Source organism: Pseudomonas sp. MIACH, from assembly GCF_001269925.1.
GTDB lineage: Bacteria > Pseudomonadota > Gammaproteobacteria > Pseudomonadales > Pseudomonadaceae > Aquipseudomonas.
Genome location: NZ_LHVO01000066.1, coordinates 38,573 through 60,940, shown reverse-complemented (window position 1 = coordinate 60,940; position 22,368 = coordinate 38,573). Strand labels below are relative to the sequence as shown.

Annotated in this window: 20 protein-coding genes and 2 pseudogenes; 9 read left to right on the top strand and 13 right to left on the bottom strand. The window is 61.3% G+C overall.

The genetic code is table 11. The features are described 5' to 3' along the window. The first annotated feature begins 6 nt into the window (after positions 1-6). The 9 genes and pseudogenes from hisI to AD670_RS29560 all read left to right on the top strand — a co-directional run bounded on the left by hisI (position 7) and on the right by AD670_RS29560 (position 7,131). Positions 7-399, top strand: coding sequence for a phosphoribosyl-AMP cyclohydrolase (gene hisI / locus AD670_RS29595; protein ID WP_053140490.1), 393 nt, complete (start codon positions 7-9; stop codon positions 397-399). A gap of 2 nt (positions 400-401) precedes the next feature. Beyond that, complete coding sequence (locus AD670_RS29590) at positions 402-734, top strand: phosphoribosyl-ATP diphosphatase (protein ID WP_027605032.1); 333 nt, start codon at positions 402-404, stop codon at positions 732-734. Positions 735-760: 26 nt separating this feature from the next. Then, positions 761-1,039 (top strand): twin-arginine translocase TatA/TatE family subunit, encoded by a 279-nt coding sequence (locus AD670_RS29585; RefSeq protein WP_053140487.1) that lies wholly within the window; start codon positions 761-763, stop codon positions 1,037-1,039. A 10-nt stretch (positions 1,040-1,049) separates the two neighbouring features. After that, complete coding sequence (tatB, locus tag AD670_RS29580; RefSeq protein ID WP_053140484.1) at positions 1,050-1,460, top strand: Sec-independent protein translocase protein TatB; 411 nt, start codon at positions 1,050-1,052, stop codon at positions 1,458-1,460. Next, a complete protein-coding gene (gene tatC / locus AD670_RS29575) occupies positions 1,457-2,248 on the top strand; it encodes a twin-arginine translocase subunit TatC (RefSeq protein WP_053140481.1) in 792 nt (263 codons plus the stop codon). Before tatB ends, tatC begins: the two co-directional genes overlap by 4 nt. Beyond that, on the top strand, positions 2,245-2,952 hold the full coding sequence (locus AD670_RS29570) for a 16S rRNA (uracil(1498)-N(3))-methyltransferase (RefSeq protein ID WP_053140478.1): 708 nt from the start codon (positions 2,245-2,247) through the stop codon (positions 2,950-2,952). Before tatC ends, AD670_RS29570 begins: the two co-directional genes overlap by 4 nt. Positions 2,953-3,141: 189 nt before the next feature. Continuing rightward, positions 3,142-4,152 (top strand): annotated as a pseudogene (locus AD670_RS32430) (methyl-accepting chemotaxis protein); the annotation flags it as partial. Positions 4,153-4,185: 33 nt separating this feature from the next. Next, entirely contained in the window at positions 4,186-5,058 is an 873-nt protein-coding gene (locus tag AD670_RS32425; RefSeq protein ID WP_371263208.1) for a methyl-accepting chemotaxis protein, read from the top strand. Positions 5,059-5,223: 165 nt separating this feature from the next. After that, entirely contained in the window at positions 5,224-7,131 is a 1,908-nt protein-coding gene (locus AD670_RS29560) for a methyl-accepting chemotaxis protein (protein ID WP_053140473.1), read from the top strand. 27 nt (positions 7,132-7,158) lie between these two features. Here AD670_RS29560 and AD670_RS29555 read toward each other — a convergent pair whose 3' ends face one another. From AD670_RS29555 to hutH, 13 genes and pseudogenes are all read right to left on the bottom strand, one after another. Further along, positions 7,159-7,893, bottom strand: coding sequence for an amino acid ABC transporter ATP-binding protein (locus AD670_RS29555; protein WP_027605038.1), 735 nt, complete (start codon positions 7,891-7,893; stop codon positions 7,159-7,161). Next, positions 7,886-8,845 carry an amino acid ABC transporter permease gene (locus AD670_RS29550; protein WP_053140470.1) on the bottom strand — a complete coding sequence of 320 codons (960 nt, stop codon included), beginning with the start codon at positions 8,843-8,845 and terminating at the stop codon, positions 7,886-7,888. Before AD670_RS29550 ends, AD670_RS29555 begins: the two co-directional genes overlap by 8 nt. A 93-nt stretch (positions 8,846-8,938) precedes the next feature. After that, the gene (locus AD670_RS29545) at positions 8,939-9,736 is read right to left on the bottom strand and encodes a transporter substrate-binding domain-containing protein (protein WP_053140467.1); all 798 of its coding nucleotides are present in this window, start codon (positions 9,734-9,736) and stop codon (positions 8,939-8,941) included. A 210-nt stretch (positions 9,737-9,946) separates the two neighbouring features. Then, positions 9,947-10,756 (bottom strand): transporter substrate-binding domain-containing protein, encoded by an 810-nt coding sequence (locus AD670_RS29540; protein WP_053140464.1) that lies wholly within the window; start codon positions 10,754-10,756, stop codon positions 9,947-9,949. 187 nt (positions 10,757-10,943) lie between these two features. Further along, the gene (mdoH, locus tag AD670_RS29535) at positions 10,944-13,514 is read right to left on the bottom strand and encodes a glucans biosynthesis glucosyltransferase MdoH (RefSeq protein ID WP_053140461.1); all 2,571 of its coding nucleotides are present in this window, start codon (positions 13,512-13,514) and stop codon (positions 10,944-10,946) included. Next, positions 13,507-15,186, bottom strand: a complete 1,680-nt coding sequence (locus tag AD670_RS29530; protein ID WP_256243959.1) for a glucan biosynthesis protein G — start codon at positions 15,184-15,186, stop codon at positions 13,507-13,509. The genes mdoH and AD670_RS29530 overlap by 8 nt, the downstream gene beginning before the upstream one ends. Before the next feature lie 323 nt (positions 15,187-15,509). Beyond that, entirely contained in the window at positions 15,510-15,947 is a 438-nt protein-coding gene (dtd, locus tag AD670_RS29525) for a D-aminoacyl-tRNA deacylase (protein ID WP_053140458.1), read from the bottom strand. Continuing rightward, positions 15,944-16,915 carry a prolyl aminopeptidase gene (gene pip, locus AD670_RS29520; protein WP_027605045.1) on the bottom strand — a complete coding sequence of 324 codons (972 nt, stop codon included), beginning with the start codon at positions 16,913-16,915 and terminating at the stop codon, positions 15,944-15,946. The genes dtd and pip overlap by 4 nt, the downstream gene beginning before the upstream one ends. Positions 16,916-17,018: 103 nt before the next feature. After that, positions 17,019-17,153, bottom strand: a pseudogene (locus tag AD670_RS32125) (alpha/beta hydrolase); the annotation flags it as partial. Positions 17,154-17,259: 106 nt separating this feature from the next. Next, positions 17,260-18,060, bottom strand: a complete 801-nt coding sequence (hutG, locus tag AD670_RS29515; protein ID WP_053140455.1) for an N-formylglutamate deformylase — start codon at positions 18,058-18,060, stop codon at positions 17,260-17,262. 11 nt (positions 18,061-18,071) lie between these two features. Continuing rightward, entirely contained in the window at positions 18,072-19,277 is a 1,206-nt protein-coding gene (gene hutI / locus AD670_RS29510) for an imidazolonepropionase (RefSeq protein ID WP_053140450.1), read from the bottom strand. A 16-nt stretch (positions 19,278-19,293) separates the two neighbouring features. After that, positions 19,294-20,703, bottom strand: a complete 1,410-nt coding sequence (locus tag AD670_RS29505) for an amino acid permease (protein WP_053140447.1) — start codon at positions 20,701-20,703, stop codon at positions 19,294-19,296. 111 nt (positions 20,704-20,814) lie between these two features. Beyond that, positions 20,815-22,353, bottom strand: a complete 1,539-nt coding sequence (gene hutH, locus AD670_RS29500; protein WP_156338343.1) for a histidine ammonia-lyase — start codon at positions 22,351-22,353, stop codon at positions 20,815-20,817. Between the last annotated feature and the right edge of the window lie 15 nt (positions 22,354-22,368).

Here is a 22,368-nt window from a genome sequence, read left to right as displayed (position 1 = left end):
CCGAACATGAAAGACTGGCTGGACGAGATCAAGTGGGACAGTGACGGCCTGGTGCCGGCCATTGCCCAGGACTACAAGACCGGGCGCGTGCTGATGATGGCCTGGATGAACCGCGAGGCCCTGAGCCTCACCGCCACTGAGCAGCGCGCCATTTACTGGTCACGTTCCCGTGGCAAACTGTGGCGCAAGGGCGAAGAGTCCGGGCATGTGCAAACCCTGCACGAGATGCGCATCGACTGCGACGCCGACGTGGTGATCCTCAAGGTCGAGCAGATTGGCGACATCGCCTGCCACACCGGCCGACACAGCTGCTTCTATCGCGTGTTAGAGAACGGCGAATGGAAGGTTGTAGAGCCGGTGCTCAAAGACCCGCACGCCATCTACTCCGCAGGACACTGAACATGAGCGATACCCTCAACCGTGTGGCCCAGGTGCTGGAAGACCGCAAAGGCGCGGATGCCGACAGCTCCTACGTCGCCAGCCTGTACCACAAGGGCTTGAACAAGATCCTGGAAAAACTCGGCGAAGAGTCCATCGAGACCATCATCGCCGCCAAGGATGCGCAAATCAGCGGCGATTGCAGCGATGTAATCTACGAGACCGCTGACTTGTGGTTCCATAGCCTGGTCATGCTCGCCCAACTGGGGCAGCATCCACAGGCCGTGCTGGATGAACTGGACCGTCGCTTCGGCTTGTCCGGGCATGCCGAAAAGGCCTCGCGCCCGTCCGCTTGAATAACTAAGACTAGAGGATTTGCAGCATGGGCATTTTTGACTGGAAACACTGGATCGTCATTCTGGTGGTGGTGGTACTGGTATTCGGCACCAAGAAACTCAAAAACCTCGGCACCGACGTGGGCGAGTCGATCAAGGGCTTTCGCAAAGCCATGAACGACGACGAAAAACCGGCCGACCCTGCCGCCAACCCCGTGCCACCGGCCCAGCCTGTCCACCCCCAGGCCACCCAGCCGATCACCGAGCGTCGTACCTTCGACGTGCAGGCTGAAAAAGTCCAAGAGCCGACCCGCAAAGACTCGTGAGCACTGACTAATGTTTGGTATCAGCTTCTCTGAACTGCTGCTCGTCGGCCTTGTTGCCTTGTTGGTACTCGGGCCAGAACGCCTGCCCGGTGCCGCACGCACGGCCGGCCTGTGGATCGGGCGCCTGAAACGCAGTTTCAACGCCATCAAACAGGAAGTTGAACGGGAAATCGGCGCCGACGAGATCCGCCGCCAACTGCACAACGAACATATTCTGTCGTTGGAGCAGGAAGCCCGGAAAATACTGTCGCCGGTACAGGAACCCACCAAGCCGGTGGAGCCTGTGGCCGAGCACAGCATCGCACCTGCGGTTGAAATCCCGCCCGTCGCCCCGATCCCGACTGCCCCAACCGAGCCTGCGCCGACGCCCGTTGCGTCGCCCGCGCCCCATGACCCTACATTGCCGCCGCGAGCCCCATGAGCGCTGATAAACCGGAAAACGACCAGCATATGCCGCTGGTCTCGCACCTCACCGAGCTGCGGACCCGCCTGCTGCGTTGCGTCGCGGCAATCTTCATCATTTTTGCCGGGCTGTTCGCCTTCACCCAGCAGATCTACACCTTCGTCTCCACGCCGCTGCGCCAGTACCTGCCGGCCGGTGCGACGATGATCGCCACCGATGTGTCATCGCCGTTCCTCACGCCGTTGAAGCTGACGATGATGGTCTCGCTGTTCCTGGCGATCCCGGTGATCCTGCATCAGATCTGGGGCTTTATCGCGCCGGGCCTGTACAAGCATGAGAAGCGCATCGCAGTGCCCTTGCTGGTATCGAGCATCCTGCTGTTCTACACCGGCATGGCCTTCGCCTACTTCCTGGTGTTCCCGTTGATCTTCAAGTTCTTCGCCGCCGCTACCCCGGCCGGCGTGGAGATGATGACCGACATCACCAGCTACCTCGACTTCGTGATGACGCTGTTCTTCGCCTTTGGCGTCGCCTTCGAAATCCCGGTGGCCGTGGTGTTGCTGGTGTGGATCGGCGTGGTCAACGTGCAGTACCTGAAGAAGATCCGCCCGTATGTGATTATCGGCTGCTTCGTGGTCGGCATGATCCTCACGCCGCCGGACATCTTCTCCCAGACCCTGCTGGCCGTGCCGATGTGGATGCTGTTCGAGATTGGCATCCTGTTCAGCGGCTTGATCAGCAAGCGTGGCGATCACCCGGATGACCAACCCGCCGACGACGACCAGCCGCCAGCGACCCAGCCGTGAACCTGCTGCTGCTGTTCGATGCCGACTTCATTGCGGCCGACCGGGTGATCCTGCGTGACCGGCGCCTGGTGCATATGCAGGAAGTCCACCGCGCCGCTGTAGGCGATAGCCTGCGGGTCGGACGCATTGGCGGGTTGATGGGCAACGCGCAGCTGCTGCGCCTGGAAGCCCACGAAGCCGAACTGCAAGTGAGCTTCGACCAACCACCACCGGCCAAACTGCCCCTGACCCTGCTGCTGGCCCTGCCACGCCCGAAAATGCTGCGCCGGGTGCTGCAAACCGTGGCGGCCATGGGTGTGCCGAAAGTGGTGCTGGTCAACAGTTATCGGGTGGAAAAGAGCTTCTGGCAAACGCCGTTCCTGGAACCCGAGGCCGTTCGCGAGCAACTGATCCTCGGCCTGGAACAGGCGCGGGACACGGTGCTGCCCGAGATCATTATCGAAAAGCGCTTCAAACCTTTCGTCGAAGATCGCCTGCCAGCCATGACCGAAGGCACCCTTGGCCTGATTGGCCATCCCGGCGACTACCCACCCTGCCCACGCGGCCTGGACGAACCGGTCACCCTGGCGATCGGCCCGGAAGGCGGCTGGATTCCCTACGAAGTGGATTTGCTGGCCAAGGCCGGCTTGCAGCCAGTGCAATTGGGTGCGCGCATCCTACGCGTCGAAACGGCCGTCACCGCCCTGCTCTCTCGCCTGTTCTGAACCCACCGCTGTTCCCCTGTGGGAGGGGGCTTGCTCCCGATGGCGGTGGTTCAGTATCAGAAGTGCTGACTGACCCACAGCGATCAGGAGCAAACCCCCTCCCACAGGGGACAGCGTCGCTACAGAATTCCGTATGCAGGCCGATAACCCGTGAATAAGTCAAAGCCTTGTTCCAGGGGAGTTCGCAGCATGTATCGTTGGTTAGCCGAGAAACTGGGGAATGTCAGCGTCAAAACCAAGCTGGGCGTAGGCTTTGGCTTGGTATTACTCTTGACCCTGATGATCACCTTCACCGGCTGGTCCGGCCTGGGCAGCGTGATCAGCCGGGGCGACAAGCTGGGCTACATTTCCAGCGTCAACGAGCTCACCAAGGACCTGCGCCTGGCTCGCCTGGACTACGAAATGCGCCGGGGCGAACAGGGCCCGACGGAAGTCAACGAGCTGATTGGCAAACTGCAAAACGGCCTGAAAACCGCCGATACCTTGATCGATCAACCTGCCGACAATTTGCTGGTGGACGAGCAGCTGACAGCCATCGATCAATACAAGCGCGCATTCGACGACATGGTTCAGGCCGGCGCCAACCGCGAAAACGCCCGCAGCAAGCTGGGCGATACTGCTGACAACGCGGTGATCAAGATCAGCGAGATCGAAAAAGCCCTGCTGCAAGGCGACAGCGTTACCCAGTTCGACAGCGTGGTCGGGCTGAGCAAGCTGATCCAGCAGGCGCGGTTCCAGGTGCGCGGCTACACCTACAGCGGCAAGGTTGAAGCCGAACAGCCGGCGTTGGACGCCATCGACAATGCCCTGAAGAAAATCGCCGCCCTCAACGGTACGTTGCCTGAGCAATACGCAACCAACCTGCAACAGGCCAGCGTGTCGCTGCAGGCCTATCGCGCCGCTGTCAGCCAATACCGTGACTCCCAGGTGACGACTGCCGCGGCCATGAAAAAGATGGGCGAACAGGGCGATATCCTGCTCGACCGCAGTAAAAAACTGACCCTCTCCCAAACCGTCGTGCGCGATACCGACGCGGCGCAGGCCAAGAACCTGTTGCTGCTGGCCACCGCGCTCGCGTTGATCTTCGGACTGGTCGCTGCCTGGGCCATCACGCGGCAGATCATCCTCCCGCTGAACCAGACCCTCAAAGTTGCAGAACGCGTAGCTTCAGGCGACCTGAGCCAAGACCTCATTTCACTGCGCCAGGATGAGCTGGGGCAACTGCAACGCGCCATGCAAAGCATGACGGTGGGCCTGCGCGAGTTGATCGGCGGCATCAGCGACGGCGTCACCCAGATCGCCAGCGCCGCCGAACAGCTGTCGGCGGTGACCGAACAGACCAGCGCCGGGGTCAACAGCCAGAAGGTCGAGACCGACCAGGTGGCCACCGCCATGAATGAAATGGCCGCCACCGTGCAGGAAGTGGCACGCAACGCCGAGGAAGCCTCTGAAGCCGCCCTGGCCGCAGACCAGCAGGCGCGCGAAGGCGACAAGGTCGTCGGCGAAGCCATCGCCCAGATCGAACGCCTGGCCACCGAAGTGGGTAACTCCACCGAGGCCATGGGCCATCTCAAACGCGAAAGCGACAAGATCGGCAGCGTGCTCGACGTGATCAAGTCGGTGGCACAGCAAACCAACCTGCTGGCCCTGAACGCGGCGATTGAAGCCGCGCGTGCCGGTGAAGCCGGACGCGGTTTCGCAGTGGTGGCCGATGAAGTGCGCAGCCTGGCCCAGCGCACCCAAAAGTCCACCGAAGAAATCGAAGAGCTGATTGTCGGCCTGCAAAGCGGCACCCAGCAGGTGGCGAACATCATGGACAATAGCCGTGGCCTCACCGACAGCAGTGTCGAGCTGACTCGCCGCGCCGGCACCACCCTGGAGAACATCACTCGTACGGTCTCAACCATCCAGGCGATGAACTCCCAGATCGCCACCGCCGCCGAGCAGCAAAGCGCCGTGGCTGAAGAGATCAACCGCAGCGTGTTGAATGTGCGCGATATCTCGGAACAGACGGCGGCGGCCAGCGAAGAGACCGCCGCGTCGAGTACCGAGCTGGCGCGCCTGGGCACCCATCTGCAAACACTGGTTGGCCGTTTCCGGATCTGACCCCTTCCCCGCGCGGCGACCTGCCCTGGGTCGCCGCCTGCAGCCTGTGAAATTTCCTACGCGTTTATCAGCCTCATTCCTGCGCCAAGAGAACTAGCGTTTCACTCAGCTCAACGTGCCTGCGCACCTTGAGAACGCTCACTGTTCACTTGTCGGAGGTTAATCATGCTTCGTCGAATGACTCACCTGCTCGGTGACGCCAGTGTCACCCTCAAACTGGTCCTGGGCTTCTCCCTGGTCCTGGCGTTGAGCCTTGTGATTGCCGTGACTGGCTGGCAGGCGCTGGCTGCATCCCTTTACCGCTCGCAAACACTGACAGTGCTCGCGCAATTGGCGGTGACTGGCGAAGAACTGCGGGCCGACAGGATCGTTTACCGCACCCTGGACGATAGCGCCAGCTTCAATAAGTTGAGCGTGAGCACGGTAAAGATCGACGGACTGCTGGTGGAGCTTTCGCCACGGCTAAAAGCGCCAAAATCCATTGAGTACCTGAAGGAGATGGCCCGCATCAGTGCGAGTTTCAAAACCACCCTCAAGGATGTGCCCTCGCTGGTCGAGCAACGCGAAAATGCCCGAGAGCAACTCAAGCAGAGCAGCGCGCGAACCGGCGATGTGCTGGCACAACTGGCAAGCGATCTGCCGGACCAGGAGGACACCAAGGCCCTGGATGCCATCGAAGACCTGCGCCAGGCCATCGAACAGGCCGAAGATCGCGCCCAGAGCGCCGCCTGGGCCGCCAGTTCGCTGGATGCCTACGCCCAGGCCGTCAGCGACGCCGAACGCAACCTCGAAACCGCTCAGGCGGCCGTGGCCAAACTGCCGGTCGATAGCAGCACGCTGAAAAATGCCGTGCTCAGCATTCGCACCCACCTGACACGCCTGAAGGAAACCCAGCTCGCCACCGAGAACACGCAAAACCAGTTGGAGCAGCAGCTGGACCAACTGCTCGGGCAAAGCGATCTGCTGAGCCAGGACCAGACCCAACGCCGCGACAATGAAGCCGAGCAAGCCCGCACCCAGACCCTGGGGGTTACTGGCGCCGCGTTGCTCTTCGGCACCCTGGCCGCCTGGCTGATCGCCGGGCAGATCGTCAGGCCGTTGCGCAAGGCGCTGACAGTGGCCAATCGCATTGCCCAGGGCGACTTGAGCCACGATGTGCAGACCCGACGCCGGGATGAATTGGGCCAGTTGCAAAGGAGCATGAGCGAAATGACGCTTAACCTGCGGGGGCTGATCGGCAACATCAGCGACAACGCGCGACAAATCGCCAGCGCCGCCGAAGAGCTTTCCACCGTGACCGAACAAACTCGCGCAGGCGTAAATGATCAGCGCGATGAAACCGAGCAGGTCGCCACCGCGATGAACCAGATGCTCGCCACCGCCCAAGAGGTCGCGCGCCATGCCGAGCAGGCTTCGATCGCGGCTGGCGAGGCCAATCAACAGACTGAACTGGGTGACCAGGTCGTGACCGATGCGGTGGCGCAAATTGAGCACCTGGCCCATGAAATGGCGCGCGCAGGCCAAGCCATGCTGGGCCTGCAAAGGGAAAGCCAGAAAATCAGCAGTGTGCTGGACGTGATCAAGTCGGTTTCACAGCAGACCAACCTGCTGGCGTTCAATGCCGCGATAGAAGCCGCACGGGCCGGCGAAGCCGGTCAAGGATTTGCGGTGGTCGCCGATGAGGTGCGCGGTCTCGCCCAACGCACCCAGCAATCCGCAGAGGAAATCGAAGAGCTGATTGGAGGCCTGCACAGCGGTACACAACAGGTAGCCGACATCATGGACTACAGCCGCACCCTGACCGAGAACAGCGTCGGCCTGGCCCGCAACGCTGGGGACTCCCTCACGGAGATCGCCCGCACGGTGGCGGTCATCCAGGAAATGAACCCGCAGATCGCCGCAGCGGCAGAGGAGCAAAGCGCAGTGGCCGAAGAGATCAATCGCAGTGTGTTGAAAGTCCGCGACGCCTCGGAGCAAACCGCCGCCGCCAGCGCACAGACGGCGGCGGCCAGTATCGAACTGGCGCGACTGGGAACGGATTTGCAGCAGTGCGTGGGGAGGTTCAAGGTGTGACGCTCCCCGCTTTCAAAGACCTGGGCCTTATAGAACCTGACGCAGGAACGCCTGGGCCCGTGGATCTTTGGGCGCCGCGAAGAACTCGGCCGGAGCTGCATCTTCCAGCAATTTGCCGTGATCGAAGAACAGCACCCGATCCGCCACTTCACGGGCAAAGCCCATCTCGTGGGTGACGCAGACCATGGTCATGCCTTCAAGGGCCAGGGTCTTCATGACATCCAGCACTTCGCCGACCATTTCCGGATCGAGGGCCGAGGTGGGTTCGTCGAACAACATCACCTTGGGCTCCATCGCCAACGCCCGGGCAATCGCCACGCGCTGTTGCTGTCCGCCGGAAAGCCGTGATGGAAACTCGTTGGCTTTCTGCGCAATGCCGACCTTTTCCAGCAGCGCCAGGGCCTTGGCTTCGCGCTCCTTCTTGCCGCGCTTGCGCACGACTTTTTGCGCCAGGCACAGGTTTTCCAACACGGTCATGTGGGGGAACAGGTTGAAGTGCTGGAACACCATGCCGACTTCACGGCGATAGGCGTTCACATCGGTTTTCGGATCGGCCAGTTGCAGGCCGTCGATGCTCACCGAACCCGAATCGAACTCCTCCAGGCCGTTGAGGCAACGCAGGAACGTGGACTTGCCGGAGCCGGACGGGCCGATCACCACCAGCACTTCACCCTTGGCCACCTGGGTGGTCACATGGTCCACCGCGCGCACCACGTGCCCACGGGTATCGAAGACTTTTACCAGATCGCGGACTTCAATCACTTTGGGCGAGCCTCCGCTCAAGCCGGCTGGCCATTTTCGACAGCGGCAGGTTGATCAGCAGGTACAACCCTGCGACGCAGAACAGGATTTCAAACGGCGAGAACGAGGTGGTGATCACTTCGCGACCGCTTTTGAGCAGTTCGGTAATGGCGATCACCGAGACCAGCGAGGTGTCTTTCACCAGGCTGATAAATTGCCCGGCCAGCGGCGGCAACACGCGTTTGAAGGCCTGCGGCAGCACCACATGACGCATCGACTGGCTGGCACTCAGGCCCAGGGAGCGCGCGGCTTCGTTCTGACCACGGGTGATGGACTGCACGCCGGCGCGGACGATTTCCGCCACATACGCGCCCGTGAACAGTGACAGCGCGGCGATCCCGGCAAACTCCCGGGACAGGTTGAGCACCGTGCCGATAAAGAAGTAGAAAATGAAAATCTGCACCAACAGCGGCGTACCACGCACCAGTTCGACGTAGATCGTCGACAGATCGCGCAGGGTCGGGTTAGTGGAGAGTCGGCACAACCCCGTGGCCAGGCCAATCGCCAGGCCGAGGATCCCGGATACCACCGACAGCCACAACGTGGTCCACAAGCCCCACATCAAGGGGCCCAATGCCCAGTGGCGGTTAACACCGATGACATCGCCCTCGGCCACATCGTCGCCGCGCGCCACTTGCAAGCTGTTGTCGGCCACACTCACGCGTTGCTCGACGCCGGCATCGTTGCGCAGCGTGACTTCGGCCACATCGCCTTTACGGACCAGTTCAACGACGGTGGAGATGTCTGCGGCGCGCTGGGACTCTTCAGCCTGGTAGGCGAAGTATTGCGGGACACGGTTCCAACGCCATTCGTAGGACATCAGCGAGGTGGCGTAATACAAGGCGCCGGCCAGGCCGACCAGCACGACTACGGTCAGCAGGTGCCAGGGCCATTGGGCTTTTTTCTGTTTCATTTACTCAACATCCAAAAGAATCGTGGCACGCACACCTGAGGTGGCGAGCGGGCTTGCCACATCAAGCCCCCTCACAACAGAAAACAGTCCCGCTTATTCCATGTCCTTGAGCCACTCGGAGCTCTTGAACCACTTGTCATGGATGCGATCGTAGGTGCCGTCGTTCTTGATCTGGTGCAGGAAGTTATTGATGAAGTTGATGCTGTCGTAGTCACCCTTCTTCAGGCCGAAGGCCAACGGTTCAAAGGTGAAGGGTTCGTCGAGGAACACCAGCTTGCCGTTACCGACTTTTTTCTCGGCGACCACGTTGTACGGCGCGTCATACACAAAGGCATCGGCCTTGCCGTTGACCACGTCCAGCACACCTTCCTGCTCGTTGTCATAGCCGTGGTACTTGGCCTTGGAGATCAGCTTCTTGGCAACCATCTCGCCGGTGGTGCCGAGCTTGGAGGTCAGGCGGTATTTTTCGTCGTTCAGGTCTTTGTAGGACTTGATGGTGCCTTCCAGCTCCTTGCGGATCAGCAGGGTCTGGCCAACCACAATGAAGGGTTCGCTGAAGTTCAGGCGCAGGTTGCGTTCCTGCGTCAGGGTCATGCCGCTACCGATCATGTCGAACTTGCCGGTCAGGAACGCGGGAATGATGCCGTCGTAACCCGTGGAAACCAGCTCCAGCTTGACCCCCATGGACTTGGCCATGGCCTTGAGGATATCAACCTCGAAACCAATGATTTCGCCACGTTTGTCGGTCATTTCGAACGGCATGTAGGTCGGGTCCATGCCGACTTTCAGCGTGCCGCGCTTGACCGCATCATCGATGGCACCGGCCTGGGCGGCGTTGGCCGCGACCAGCGCGGTGACGCCGAGCAGCAGCATCGAAAGATACTTTTTCATCATCAAGTCCCCTGAACGATTCTTATAAGGTCGGCGCGCAAAAGGGCTGCACCATTTCGGGGTGCGATCCTAACCCACTCATTGCCCGTCACAAAGGTTTGCCGGGTAATTGTTATCTGCGTATGTCGGAAAGGCCCCACAACGGCGCAGCCAAATGCAGAGATAGACACCTGCGCCGGCGACGTCGGCAACGGATTGATGTGTAAGAAGTTATGACCTCCAGTCAACCTCCACCATCCAGTCCAAGTCCTTGAACCACTTGTCGTGCAAGCGATCGTAGGTTCCGTCCTGGGCGACCTGATTGAGGAAATGGTTGATCCAATTGAGGCTGTCGAAATCGCCTTTCTGCACGCCAAACGCCAAGGGTTCAAAAGTGAATGGCTGTTCAAGCGCCAGCAACTCGCTGTTTTCCGGCAAGCTCAGGGCAATCAGGTTGTAGGGCGCGTCATAAATAAAGGCATCGGCGCTACCTTTCACGACTTGGCGCACGGCTTCCTGTGGCGTTGCAAAACTGCTCAAGCGCGCCGCCCCCAGAAATCGTCGCGTCGCCGCCTCACCGGTGGTGCCTTCAACGGTGGTGACACGGTAAGTGGCGTCGTCCAGGTCTTCGACACTGGTGACCTTGCCGGTCAGGCTGGGGTGTAGCAGCACAGTTTGGCCCACCACGATAAAGGAGTCGCTGAAATTCAGATTCAGGTTGCGCTCCTGGGTGACGGTCATGCCGCTGCCGATCAGGTCGAACTTTTTCGCCTTCAGGCCCGGCAACAGTTCGGTATAGGGCACAGTGACCAATTCGAGTTCCACACCCAGGGCCTGGCTCATGACCTTGAGCAGGTCGACTTCAAAGCCAACGACGCGCCCCTGTCTGTCGGTCATTTCAAAGGGTACGTAGGTGGGCGTGGTGCCGACTTTCAGCACACCGCGCCGAACAGCGTCGTCGATGGCGCCGGCCTGCACCAGACCACTGTGAATCAATCCGACAACGCCGATCAGCAATGCCAAACAATACCTTTTGATCATGAATCCCCCTGTGACCGAGTCAAATTTGGGGGGCGATCCTACCCCACTCGCGGGTGCGTAAATACGCCTCGAACAAGGGTCTTTTGTTTCGAAATAACAAGGAGTTAGGACAATAAAGAAGTGGCGTGAAACGCTGTAGGACCAGCGCTTCGAACACCCCCGAGGTGAGCCCTCGGGGGTGTCTGAATCAGGCCGGTTGGGCCTGGGACGACAGCGGTTGCAACGGCAGCAACGGCGCGTGCGGATCGGCTTTGATCGAGTTACGCCAAGCGGCCAGCCACTCGGCATGCGCCTCGCTCCAGACCAACTCGTGCAAGCGGGCCAAGGCCACCGGGTCGCTGAGCAACGCCAGGCGTTCGCCGTTGTTGAGGCCGGCAGGGCCGACTTTCAATGCGTGACGCACGCGTTCGGTACGCAGGTACTCGATCGGCTCGGCCTGACCGTGACGCGAGGTCGCCAGGGCACAGGCCAGGGCGTTCTGCTGCGGGTCGACCACCGAGCGCACAAAGCCGTCGTTCAGCGCGTGCCAACGGTTTTCGTGGGTGTACTTGTCGGTGGACAGCAGTGCCTGCGGCGGATTGTATTCCTCAGGAATCAGGAACAGGCTCTCATCGCGGGACTTCAAGCCAAGGTTGACCCGACTGGAGATCACCGACACCGGGATCGACAGCATCAGCGAACCCACGATCGGTACCAGCCACCACAGGAAGCTCGGGTTCAACCACACCACCAGCAGTGCCCAGAAGAAGCCCAGCAAGGTCTGTGTGCCGTGACGCTTGATCGCTTCGCCCCACGGAGTAGAGTCGTCATCACGCTGCGGCGAGTTCCAGGTCGCGGCCCAGCCGAGGAACGCGGCGAGCACGAAACGGGTGTGGAAAATCATCCGCACCGGCGCCAGCAGCATGGAGAACAGCATCTCCAGCAGCATCGACATCGTTACCTTGAACTTGCCACCGAACTCTTTCGCGCCCTTGGCCCAGATCAGGATGATGCTCAGCAATTTCGGCAGGAACAGCAGCACGATGGTGGTGGAGAACAGCGCCACCGCCTTGTCCGGATGCCACTGCGGCCACAGCGGGTACAACTGGCGTGGCGCCATGAAGTACTGCGGTTCCATCAGCGTGTTGACCGCCAGCAAGGCCGTGGACAACACCAGGAACAGGAACCACAACGGCGCCGACAGGTAGGACATCACGCCGGTCAGGAACACCGCGCGGTGCACCGGGTGCATGCCCTTGACCAGGAACAGGCGGAAGTTCATCAGGTTGCCGTGGCACCAGCGACGGTCACGCTTGAGTTCATCCAGCAGGTTCGGCGGCAGTTCTTCGTAGCTGCCCGGCAGGTCGTAGGCAATCCACACGCCCCAGCCGGCACGGCGCATCAGCGCTGCTTCAACGAAGTCGTGGGACAGGATGGAACCGGCGAATGCACCTTTACCCGGCAATGGCGCCAAGGCGCAGTGCTCGATAAACGGCTTCATGCGGATGATCGCGTTGTGACCCCAGTAGTGGGATTCCCCCAGCTGCCAGAAGTGCAGGCCGGCGGTAAACAGCGGGCCGTACACGCGGGTGGCGAACTGCTGCATGCGCGCATACAGGGTGTCCATGCCCGACGCACGTGGCGCGGTCTGGATAATCCCGGCATCCGGCGTGGCTTCCATCAGGCGCACCAGGCTGGTCAGGCATTCGCCGCTCATCACGGAGTCGGCGTCGAGAACGACCATGTACTTATAGTCACCACCCCAGCGACGGCAGAAGTCGTCGAGGTTGCCGCTTTTGCGTTTCACGCGACGGCGACGGCGGCGGTAGAAGATCTTGCCGAAGCCACCCGCCTCACGGCACACGTCGAGCCAGGCTTGCTGCTCGGCGATGCAGATGTCGGCGTCGTTGCTGTCGCTGAGCACGAAGAAGTCGAAACGATCGAGGTCACCCGTAGCGGCCACCGATTCGAACGTCGCACGCAAACCTGCGAATACTCGCGGCACGTCTTCGTTGCAGATCGGCATGACCAACGCGGTGCGCGCGTCTTTCGGGATCGGCTCGTCGCCAGCGCTTTTACCGGAAATCCGGTATTTATCGTGGCCGGTGAGCAGTTCGAGGAAGCCCATCAACGCGGTCCAGAAACCGGCCGAGACCCAGCAGAACAAGATCCCGAACATGATCAGGATGCTGGTTTGCAGGGCGTAAGGCAGTACCTGGGTGGCGGTTTGCAGCAGCGTCTGGTTGCGGATCTCGTCGAAGTCGACCAGCGACCAGCCCTGGTACGGCATGATGCCCTTCATGTACCAGCCAGCCACGATGGTCTGGCCGAGCATCAGCACCAGCAGGATGTATCGACGTATCGAACCCACGGTACGCCAGCGGGCGGCCGGCAATACGCGCTCGTCCTTCGGCGGCGCCGGCGGGTTGCTGCGACCGGTAATCCGACGCCAACCGCGCACCAGGATATTGGTGCGCCACGGTTCTGGGACCACGCGAGTGCGCCGAATCGGCGGCGTGGCCTTGAGGCACACGCGGCCACTGGCGTCGACCGCCAGCATTTCGGCCTCTTGCAGTTCCTCGGCGGTGTTGAGGGTCAACCGGCGGCCAACCGAAGCCTGGGCGGCGTCGACTGGCGCATCGAACGCCTTGGACGACAAGCGCTCGTGCAACTCGGCGAAGGATGTGCAGCCCGCCAACTCGGCGCGCTGCTCAGCGGTCATCGGAAGATGCGCCAGATACTCGGACAGAGTCTCTGGCTGGACTTGAGAGTTACTCATCGGCAGGCAACTGATAGCTCCAGGTTTCGGTCAGGACTTGCTCGGTCTTGATCGGCTCCGGTGTGGCTGGGGCAGCTTCTGGCTGCTTGGCTTCCTTGTCTTTCGCGTCTTTCTTGGCCTGTTTCTCGTGTTGCTTGGCCAAGACCTTGTCAGCCTTGAGTACCTGGGTCGAAACCTTCTCAGGCTCAGGCGGCGTGATGTCCTGTACCAGGGCTGCACGCATCTCGGTCGGCTTGCCGGCGTCCTTGATCTTCATGCGCAGGGTCAGGCGCCAGCCTTTGGTGTGCTCGTTGTAACGCACGCTGTTCTCTACCAGCTCAGCGTTGTCACCCACGCTCACCTGGCTGCGCACCGGGGCGTCCGGCAGCAGTTTTTTCAGGGCCGGGCCTTCGAAGTCGACCAGGTACGCGACGCTGCCATCCGGCTGACGGATCAGGTTGGATTGCTTCACGTCACCGGTAGAACGCAGGGTCTGCTTGACCCAGGCGCTGTCCGGCGAGTGGAACGCTGCATCGTCGAGGGTCCAGTGCAGGCGATAGGCTATGTCGAGCGGCTTGCCGACTTCCGGCAATTCGGCCGGGCTCCAGAATGCAACGATGTTGTCGTTGGTTTCGTCGGCAGTCGGAATCTCGACCAGGTCGACGGAGCCCTTGCCCCAATCGCCTTCAGGCTCGATCCAGGCGCTTGGGCGCTTGTCGTAGTTGTCGTCGAGGTCTTCGTAGTGGCTGAAGTTGCGACCGCGTTGAAGCAGGCCGAACCCACGCGGGTTCTCCACGGTGAAGTTGCTGACCGACAGGTGTTTAGGGTTGTTCAGGGGACGCCAGATCCACTCGCCGTTGCCGGCATGGATCGACAGGCCGCTGGAATCGTGGAGCTCGCGACGATAGTTGAGCACCTTGGACGGCTGGTTAGCACCGAACAGGAACATGCTCGTCAGCGGTGCAACGCCCAGTTTGCTGACCTTGTCGCGCAGGAACATCTGGGATTTCACATCGACAACCGTGTCGGTACCCGGACGCAGGATCAGGCGATAGGCGCCGGTCGCACGTGGGGAATCGAGCAAGGCGAAGATCACCAGGTGCTTGTCACCCGGCTTTGGACGCTCGATCCAGAACTCGGTGAAACGCGGGAACTCTTCGCCTGACGGCAGCGCGGTATCGATCGCCATGCCACGGGCGGACAGGCCATAGACCTGGTCCTTGCCGACTACGCGGAAATAGCTGGCGCCGAGCATGGTCATGATTTCGTCTTGCTTGTCAGCCTTGTTGATCGGGAACAGCACACGAAAGCCCGCATAACCCAGCTGTTCGGTGGCTTTAGGATCAAACTTGACGTCGCCGAAATCGAAGCGCGTCGGGTCGTATTTGATTTCCTGGACGCTGTCAGCGGTGACTTCGTTGATTTTCACCGGTGTATCGAAATGCATACCCTGGTGATAGAAGGACAGCTTGAACGGGGTGTTTTGATCGGCCCATTCGGCTTTTTCGTTGCGGAAACGAATCTTCTGGTAGTCCGCGAACTTCATTTCGCGGAATTCGTTCGGCAGATTGCTGCGCGGAGCTTCGTATTTCTGCCCGGCCAGCTCTTTTGCCTTGGCCGACACATCATCCAGACTGAATGCCCACAGTTGACCCGCGCCGAACAGGCAAAACAGGGCAGAGCCCGTCACCAGTGCGTTTCGTAACCGTTTGGCAGACAATTTTGGTGCATTACAGGGACTAACAATCACGAGCAACCCTCGCCGAAAACAGATCAAAAAACCAACGGCCAGCTATCTATATGCCAGGTTGGCGAGCATTGTTCCGACTCCCCTGGGTCAAAATGATTCCCCTGAGGCCGTCGGACAAGTCTCTACCTAAGTCAAAAATGGACCAAACAACGCTGATCCCCGTAGCGCGCGATTATCTAGTAGCCCGCGAGACAACGCATCAGGGACAACGAAGTATTTGTAGCGAAACCCTACGTTTTTGGGCATTAACGTCGTTTTTAATACATTCATGTCTGTAAGAGAAAGGTCACAGGGCCATCATTGACCAAATGCACCTGCATATCCGCGCCAAAACGCCCCGACGCCACCTTGCCATGCAATTGTTGCGCTTGTAACAGCAAGCGATCAAAAAGCGCTGCTCCGAGGGCTGGCGGGGCGGCAGTGGAGAAGCTCGGCCGCAGGCCGCTCTTGGTATCCGCCGCCAGGGTGAACTGCGACACCAGCAGCAATCCCCCATCGATATCCTTCAACGACAGGTTCATCTTGCCCTCGTCGTCGCTGAACACCCGGTAGTTAAGCAGCTTGTGCAGCAGTTTGTCGGCGCTCTCTGGCGTATCTGAAGGTTCGACGGCCACCAGCACCAGCAAACCCTGGTCGATCGCCCCGACAATTTCGCCCGCCACTTCGACCCGGGCGCCGCGCACCCGTTGCAGCAAGCCCTTCATGCTTCTTCTGGCGGCAGATCAAGCAGGCGCCGGGCCATTTCGCCGGTCGCGCGTACCAGGGCATCGGTAATACCGGGCTCGGACGCCGCATGGCCCGCTTCACGGATGACCTGCAGTTCGCTGTTCGGCCACGCCTGATGCAGCTCCCAGGCGTTATCCAGAGGGCAGATCATATCGTAGCGGCCATGGATGATTACGCCAGGCAGATGGGCGATCTTGTGCATATCGCGAATCAGCTGGTTGGGCTCCAGGAAGGAGTTGTTGGTGAAGTAGTGGCACTCGATGCGCGCAATGGACAGCGCGCGTTGCGGCTCGGAAAAACGCTCCACATGCTGCGGGCTCGGGCACAGGCCCAGCATGCGCCCTTCCCAGCCGGACCAGGCCTTGGCCGCGTGCATCTGGGCGATCTGGTCGTTGCCGGTCAGGCGCTTGTGGTAGGCCGCGATCATGTCGTGACGCTCATCGGCCGGGATTGGCGCGATGTAGTCCTGCCAGTAATCCGGGAACAGGCGGCTCGCACCGGCCTGGTAGAACCATTCGATGTCCTGCGGGCGGGCGAGGAAAATGCCGCGCACGATCAGGCCATGCACACGCTCGGGGTGGGTTTGCGCGTAGGCCAGGGCCAGGGTCGAGCCCCAGGAGCCGCCGAACAGCACCCATTTATCGATGCCCAGATGTTCGCGGATACGCTCAAGGTCGGCCACTAGGTCCCAGGTGGTGTTGTTTTCCAGGCTGGCGCGCGGGGTGGAGCGGCCGCAGCCACGCTGGTCGAAGGTAACGATGCGGTACAGGTTGGGATCGAAGTAGCAGCGGCTCTGGGCATCGCAACCGGCACCAGGGCCACCGTGGATGAATACGACAGGCAAGCCTTCGGGGGAGCCACTTTCATCGACGTAGAGCGTGTGGGTGTCATCGACGGCCAGATCGTGCCGGGCGTAGGGTTTGATCTGCGGGTACCAAGTCTGCATTGCGCGCTCCGTAGGGGGTCGGGTTCATCCCTGGGGGGACGTCTTTTATTTTGCCGTCTGGCACTATAAACCCGAATTGTGCAATCAGCATGTCCTTGAGCGCTTAGAGCTGTGTCAGTCGTTCGCTCCTGAGACCGCCCCGCAGATAAGCGTACAGCCGATCCACCTCCGAAGCCTGGCCGCGCGCGCGTAAACAGCCGTGGACCCGGCCTTTGCCCGGATACAACGGCGCAGGCACAGCAGGTTCAAGGTGGGAGGCTCCACGACCTCTTCGACGTAGCGCTGTCGCGCAGCAAACCGGGATCTCTGTGGCGACTGTTTAGTTGCACAGGGGCAACCGTTCGTCACCCGTAGCGCTTGCGCCCCCACGCCAGCAAGCCTTCCAGCAACTGCTTCAACACCACTTGCGTCGGCTCGGCCAGATCCGGGCGATAACGGAATGGCTCGACCTCTTCCATATACGTGCTCTGGCACAACTCCAACTGCACGGCATGGATATCCTGCGCCGGATTGCCGTAATGGCGGGTGATATGCCCACCCTTGAAGCGTCCGTTGAGCACGTGGGTGTACTGCGGATGCTCGGCGCAGATGGCTTCCAGCTGGCTGGCCAGCTCAGGGTCACAGGCCGCGCCGTTGAAGGTGCCGAGGTTGAAGTCCGGGAGTTTGCCGTCGAACAGGTGCGGGATCACCGAGCGTATCGAGTGCGCATCGAACAGCAGCGCATAGCCGAACTCGGCCTTGAGCCGTGCCAGTTCCTCTTGCAACGTGCGGTGGTAAGGGCCCCAGATTTTTTGCAGATAGCTGGCACGTTCGGTCTCGCTCGGCTCCAGCCCTTCGCGGAACAACGGCACACCGTCGAACAGCGTCGCCGGGTACAGGCCAGTGGTAGCCCCCGCGTACAAAGGCTTGTCGTCCGAAGGCCGGTTCAAGTCGATGACGAACCGCGAGTACTCCGCCGACAGGGTGCTGGCGCCCAGCTCTTCGGCAAAGTCATACAACGTGGGGATGTGCCAGTCGGTGTCCGGCAGGCTTTGCGCCTCGGGGATCAGCCCGGCTTCCACCACAGGCGTCAGGCGCAGGCCGGCGTGGGGCATGCTGATCAGCAGTGGTACGCGGCCTTGTTTGAAGTTCAGAACCTTATCCACAACAGTGCTCCTTATACAGTGACATCAACGCCGTGGCGCACGACGCGTTTATCCAGTTCGCCGCCCAGCCAGTAGGCCAGGTCCGCGGGGCGATCGATCTGCCAGGCAACAAAATCCGCGACCTTGCCGACTTCCAGCGAACCATGGGTATCGCCCATGCCCAGGGCGGTAGCCGCGTGTTGCGTGGCGCCGGCAAGGGCTTCTTCCGGGGTCATGCGGAACAGGGTGCAGGCCATGTTCAGCATCAGGCGCACCGACAGCGCCGGCGAGGTGCCGGGGTTGAGGTCGCTGGCGATGGCGATCTTCACGCCGTGCTTGCGCAGGGCGTCCATCGGCGGCAGCTGGGTTTCGCGCAGGAAGTAGAACGCGCCCGGCAGCAAGACGGCGACGGTGCCGGCAGCGGCCATGGCGATGGCGTCTTCTTCGGTCATGAATTCCAGGTGGTCCGCCGACAATGCGTGGTAACGCGCCGCCAGGCTGGAGCCGTGCAGCGACGACAGCTGCTCGGCGTGCAGCTTCACTGGCAGGCCGAGTTGCTGGGCGACCTTGAACACGCGCTCCACCTGCTCGGTGGAAAACGCCAGGTATTCGCAGAACGCATCCACCGCGTCCACCAGCCCTTCCGCCGCCAAGGCCGGCAGCATCTCGGCGCAGATGTGCTCGATGTAATCATCGGCGCGATCCTTGTACTCCGGCGGCAACGCATGGGCCGCCAGGCACGTGGCGCGCACGCTGACCGGCAGCGCTTCGCCAAGGCGCCGAGCCACACGCAACATCTTGCGCTCGTTGGCCAGGTCCAGGCCGTAACCGGACTTGATCTCCACCGTGGTCACGCCGTCGCGCAGCAGACTGCGCAAGCGCTTGTGGGCGCTGGCGAAGAGTTCATCTTCAGTCGCGGCGCGGGTGGCACGCACGGTGCTGGCAATACCGCCACCCTTGGCCGCGATGTCGGCATAGCTCACGCCCTCGAGGCGCTGCTCGAATTCGCCGCTGCGGTTGCCGCCAAACACCGTGTGGGTGTGGCAGTCGATCAGCCCGGGAGTGACCCACGCGCCTTGCAGGTCATGCACCTGGGCGTAATCCGCCGTCGGCGCTTGGCTGCGGGGGCCGATCCACTCGATGAGCGAACCGGCGGTGACCATGGCGGCATCCTCGATGATCGAGTATTTGCCGCCAGCCATGGTTGCGACGTGGCAGTGCTGCCAAAGGGTTTTCATCAACGCCTCCCTAAAGTTATCGATGAGACAAAGCCGGGTCGTAATCGACCTTGGCTGCTTGCCCCGCAGCGGGCTTGACCCACAGCAGGTAGGCAACGACCAGCAACACGATCCACACCGCACCGACCATCAAGGCCGCCTGGGTGTCCGGGAAGTAACCGAGCACGCCAAACACAAACAGCATGAACACGATGGCCGCAGCCGGCGCGTAGGGCCAGAACGGCACCGGGAATTTCAGATCAGCAACCTGCTCTTTCGTCATTGAGCGGCGCATTGCGACCTGGGTGAACAGGATCATCAGCCACACCCATACGGTGGCGAAGGTGGCAATCGACGCGATCAGCAGGAAGACGTTTTCCGGGATCAGGTAGTTGAGCAGTACACCGCCGAGCAAGGCGGCGCCCATCACCACCACCGTCATCCACGGTACGCCTTGCCGGGACAATTGGGCAAAGCCCTTGGGCGCCTGCCCTTGCTGGGCCAGGCCGTACATCATGCGGCCGGCACCGAAGATGTCACTGTTGATCGCCGACACGGCCGCCGAAATCACCACGATATTGAGGATGGTCGCCGCCGAGCCTATCCCGAGGTTGCTGAAGATCTGCACGAACGGGCTGCCCTGGCTGCCGATCTGCGGCCACGGGTAGATGGCCATCAAGACAAACAACGTCAATACGTAGAACAACAGGATGCGCAGCGGCACGGCGTTGATCGCCTTGGGGATCACGCGCTGCGGGTCCTTGGCCTCACCGGCAGTGATACCGATGATTTCGATACCGCCAAAGGCAAACATCACCACCGCAAACGAGGCGATCAGGCCGCCGATACCGTTGGGCATGAAGCCGCCGTGAGCCCACAGGTTGCTCAGGCCACTGGCCTGGGTTTCGCCGGCCGAATGGATGCCGAACAGCATGATGCCAAACCCGCCGAGGATCATCGCGACGATGGCACCGACCTTGAGCAGCGACAGCCAGAACTCCATCTCGCCAAACACTTTGACGTTGCACAGGTTCAGGCCGCCGATCAAAAACACGATGCCGAGCACCCAGACCCAACGCGCGACTTCGGGAAACCAGAAGCCCATGTAGATGCCGAAGGCGGTAACGTCAGCGAGGCAGACGATGATCATTTCAAAGGCGTAGGTCCAGCCCAGGATAAAACCGGCCAAGGGGCCCAGGTAGGTGCTGGCGTATTGGCCGAAGGAGCCGGAAACCGGGTTGTGCACGGCCATTTCGCCGAGGGCGCGCATCACCATGAACACCGCGGCGCCGCCAATCAGGTAGGCCAGCAGCACGGCGGGACCGGCCATCTGGATGGCCGAGGCGGAACCGTAGAACAGCCCGGTGCCGATCGCGGAACCGAGTGCCATGAAGCGAATATGTCGGGCGGTTAGCCCGCGTTTCAAACCCTTTTCTTGCTGGTGCATTTCTCGTCCTTAATTATTTTTATCCTGAGAAAGTCGTGCGCCTGCGGACGGCGGGCTTTTGTGGTGAGCAAGCTCGCTCGCCACAGCGAGCCACGCCGTCCTCTGAACCGTTTACAGGCTTGGCAGCAACTTGGCCGGCACCAGCTCATTCAGGCAGCGACTGGCAAGCAGTTCGCTGGCGGCGATGATGTCCGGGGCGAAGAAGCGGTCCTTGTCGTAGAACGCTACTTTGGCGCGCAGGATGTCACGGGCTTTCTCCAGTTTCGGCGAGGTTTTCAAGCCTTCGCGCAGGTCCAGGCCCTGGCATGCGGCCAGCCATTCCACCGCGAGGATGCCGCGCGTGTTCTCGGCCATTTCCCACAGGCGCTTGCCGGCAGCCGGGGCCATCGACACGTGGTCTTCCTGGTTGGCGGACGTCGGAATGCTGTCGACGCTATGGGGATGGGCCAACGCCTTATTCTCGCTGGCGAGTGCTGCAGCGGTCACCTGGGCGATCATGAAACCGGAGTTCACCCCGCCATTGCCCACCAGGAACGGCGGCAGTTGCGACATGTGCTTGTCCATCATCAGCGAGATACGGCGCTCGCTCAGGGAGCCGATTTCAGCGATGGCCAGGGCCATGTTGTCAGCCGCCATGGCCACCGGTTCGGCGTGGAAGTTACCGCCGGAAATCACGTCACCCTCAGCGGCAAATACCAACGGGTTGTCGGACACGGCGTTGGCTTCGACCACCAGCACCTCGGCCGCCTGGCGCAACTGAGTCAGGCAGGCGCCCATGACTTGTGGCTGGCAGCGCAGGGAGTACGGATCCTGGACCTTGTCGCAGTTCTGGTGCGACTGCGACACCTGGCTGCTCTCACCCAGCAGGTCACGGTAGGCCGCCGCCGAATCGATCTGCCCACGTTGACCGCGAGCCGCATGAATACGGGCGTCGAACGGCGAGCGCGAACCCAGCACCGCTTCCACGGTAAGACCGCCGCAGGCCAGGGCGCCGGCAAACAGGTCTTCGCCTTCGAACAGGCCACGCAAGGCATAGGCGGTGGACACCTGGGTGCCGTTGAGCAGCGCCAGGCCTTCCTTGGCGGCGAGGGTCAGCGGCGTCAGGCCGGCGACTTTCAGCGCGTCGGTGGCCTCCAGCCATTCGCCCTTGTAGCGCGCCTTGCCTTCGCCGAGCAGCACCAGGGACATGTGCGCCAACGGCGCCAAGTCACCGGAAGCGCCGACCGAACCTTTCAACGGAATATGCGGGTACACCTCGGCGTTGATCAGCGCGATCAGCGCGTCGATCACCTGCCGGCGAATCCCGGAGAACCCACGGCTGAGGCTGTTGACCTTGAGCACCATGACCAACCGCACCAGCGCATCGCTGATCGGCTCACCGACGCCGGCGGCGTGGGACAGCACCAGGGAACGCTGGAGGTTTTCCAGGTCTTCACTGGCGATGCGGGTCGAAGCCAGGAGGCCGAAACCGGTGTTGATGCCGTAGGCGGTGCGGTTCTCGGCGAGAATCTGTTCCACGCAGGCCACACTGGCTTCGATCTGGGCCGAGGCACTGTCATCCAGACTGAGGGTTACCGGCTGCTGGTAGATGGCCCGCAGTTGGGCGAGGCTCAGTTGGCCTGGAATCAGGTTTAGCGCAGTCACATTCATACTCCTTGTGAATTA

Excerpts from the sequence above, each read along its gene's own strand:
- hutI (WP_053140450.1), bottom strand. The coding sequence starts at position 19,277 with ATGAAAACCCTTTGGCAGCACTGCCACGTCGCAACCATGGCTGGCGGC.
- AD670_RS29590 (WP_027605032.1), top strand. The coding sequence starts at position 402 with ATGAGCGATACCCTCAACCGTGTGGCCCAGGTGCTGGAAGACCGCAAA.
- AD670_RS29550 (WP_053140470.1), bottom strand. The coding sequence starts at position 8,845 with ATGAAACAGAAAAAAGCCCAATGGCCCTGGCACCTGCTGACCGTAGTC.
- AD670_RS29560 (WP_053140473.1), top strand. The coding sequence starts at position 5,224 with ATGCTTCGTCGAATGACTCACCTGCTCGGTGACGCCAGTGTCACCCTC.
- AD670_RS29545 (WP_053140467.1), bottom strand. The coding sequence starts at position 9,736 with ATGAAAAAGTATCTTTCGATGCTGCTGCTCGGCGTCACCGCGCTGGTC.
- pip (WP_027605045.1), bottom strand. The coding sequence starts at position 16,915 with ATGCAGACTTGGTACCCGCAGATCAAACCCTACGCCCGGCACGATCTG.
- hisI (WP_053140490.1), top strand. The coding sequence starts at position 7 with ATGAAAGACTGGCTGGACGAGATCAAGTGGGACAGTGACGGCCTGGTG.
- AD670_RS29505 (WP_053140447.1), bottom strand. The coding sequence starts at position 20,703 with ATGCACCAGCAAGAAAAGGGTTTGAAACGCGGGCTAACCGCCCGACAT.
- hutH (WP_156338343.1), bottom strand. The coding sequence starts at position 22,353 with ATGAATGTGACTGCGCTAAACCTGATTCCAGGCCAACTGAGCCTCGCC.
- tatB (WP_053140484.1), top strand. The coding sequence starts at position 1,050 with ATGTTTGGTATCAGCTTCTCTGAACTGCTGCTCGTCGGCCTTGTTGCC.
- tatC (WP_053140481.1), top strand. The coding sequence starts at position 1,457 with ATGAGCGCTGATAAACCGGAAAACGACCAGCATATGCCGCTGGTCTCG.
- AD670_RS29540 (WP_053140464.1), bottom strand. The coding sequence starts at position 10,756 with ATGATCAAAAGGTATTGTTTGGCATTGCTGATCGGCGTTGTCGGATTG.
- dtd (WP_053140458.1), bottom strand. The coding sequence starts at position 15,947 with ATGAAGGGCTTGCTGCAACGGGTGCGCGGCGCCCGGGTCGAAGTGGCG.
- AD670_RS29585 (WP_053140487.1), top strand. The coding sequence starts at position 761 with ATGGGCATTTTTGACTGGAAACACTGGATCGTCATTCTGGTGGTGGTG.
- mdoH (WP_053140461.1), bottom strand. The coding sequence starts at position 13,514 with ATGAGTAACTCTCAAGTCCAGCCAGAGACTCTGTCCGAGTATCTGGCG.
- AD670_RS32425 (WP_371263208.1), top strand. The coding sequence starts at position 4,186 with ATGCAAAGCATGACGGTGGGCCTGCGCGAGTTGATCGGCGGCATCAGC.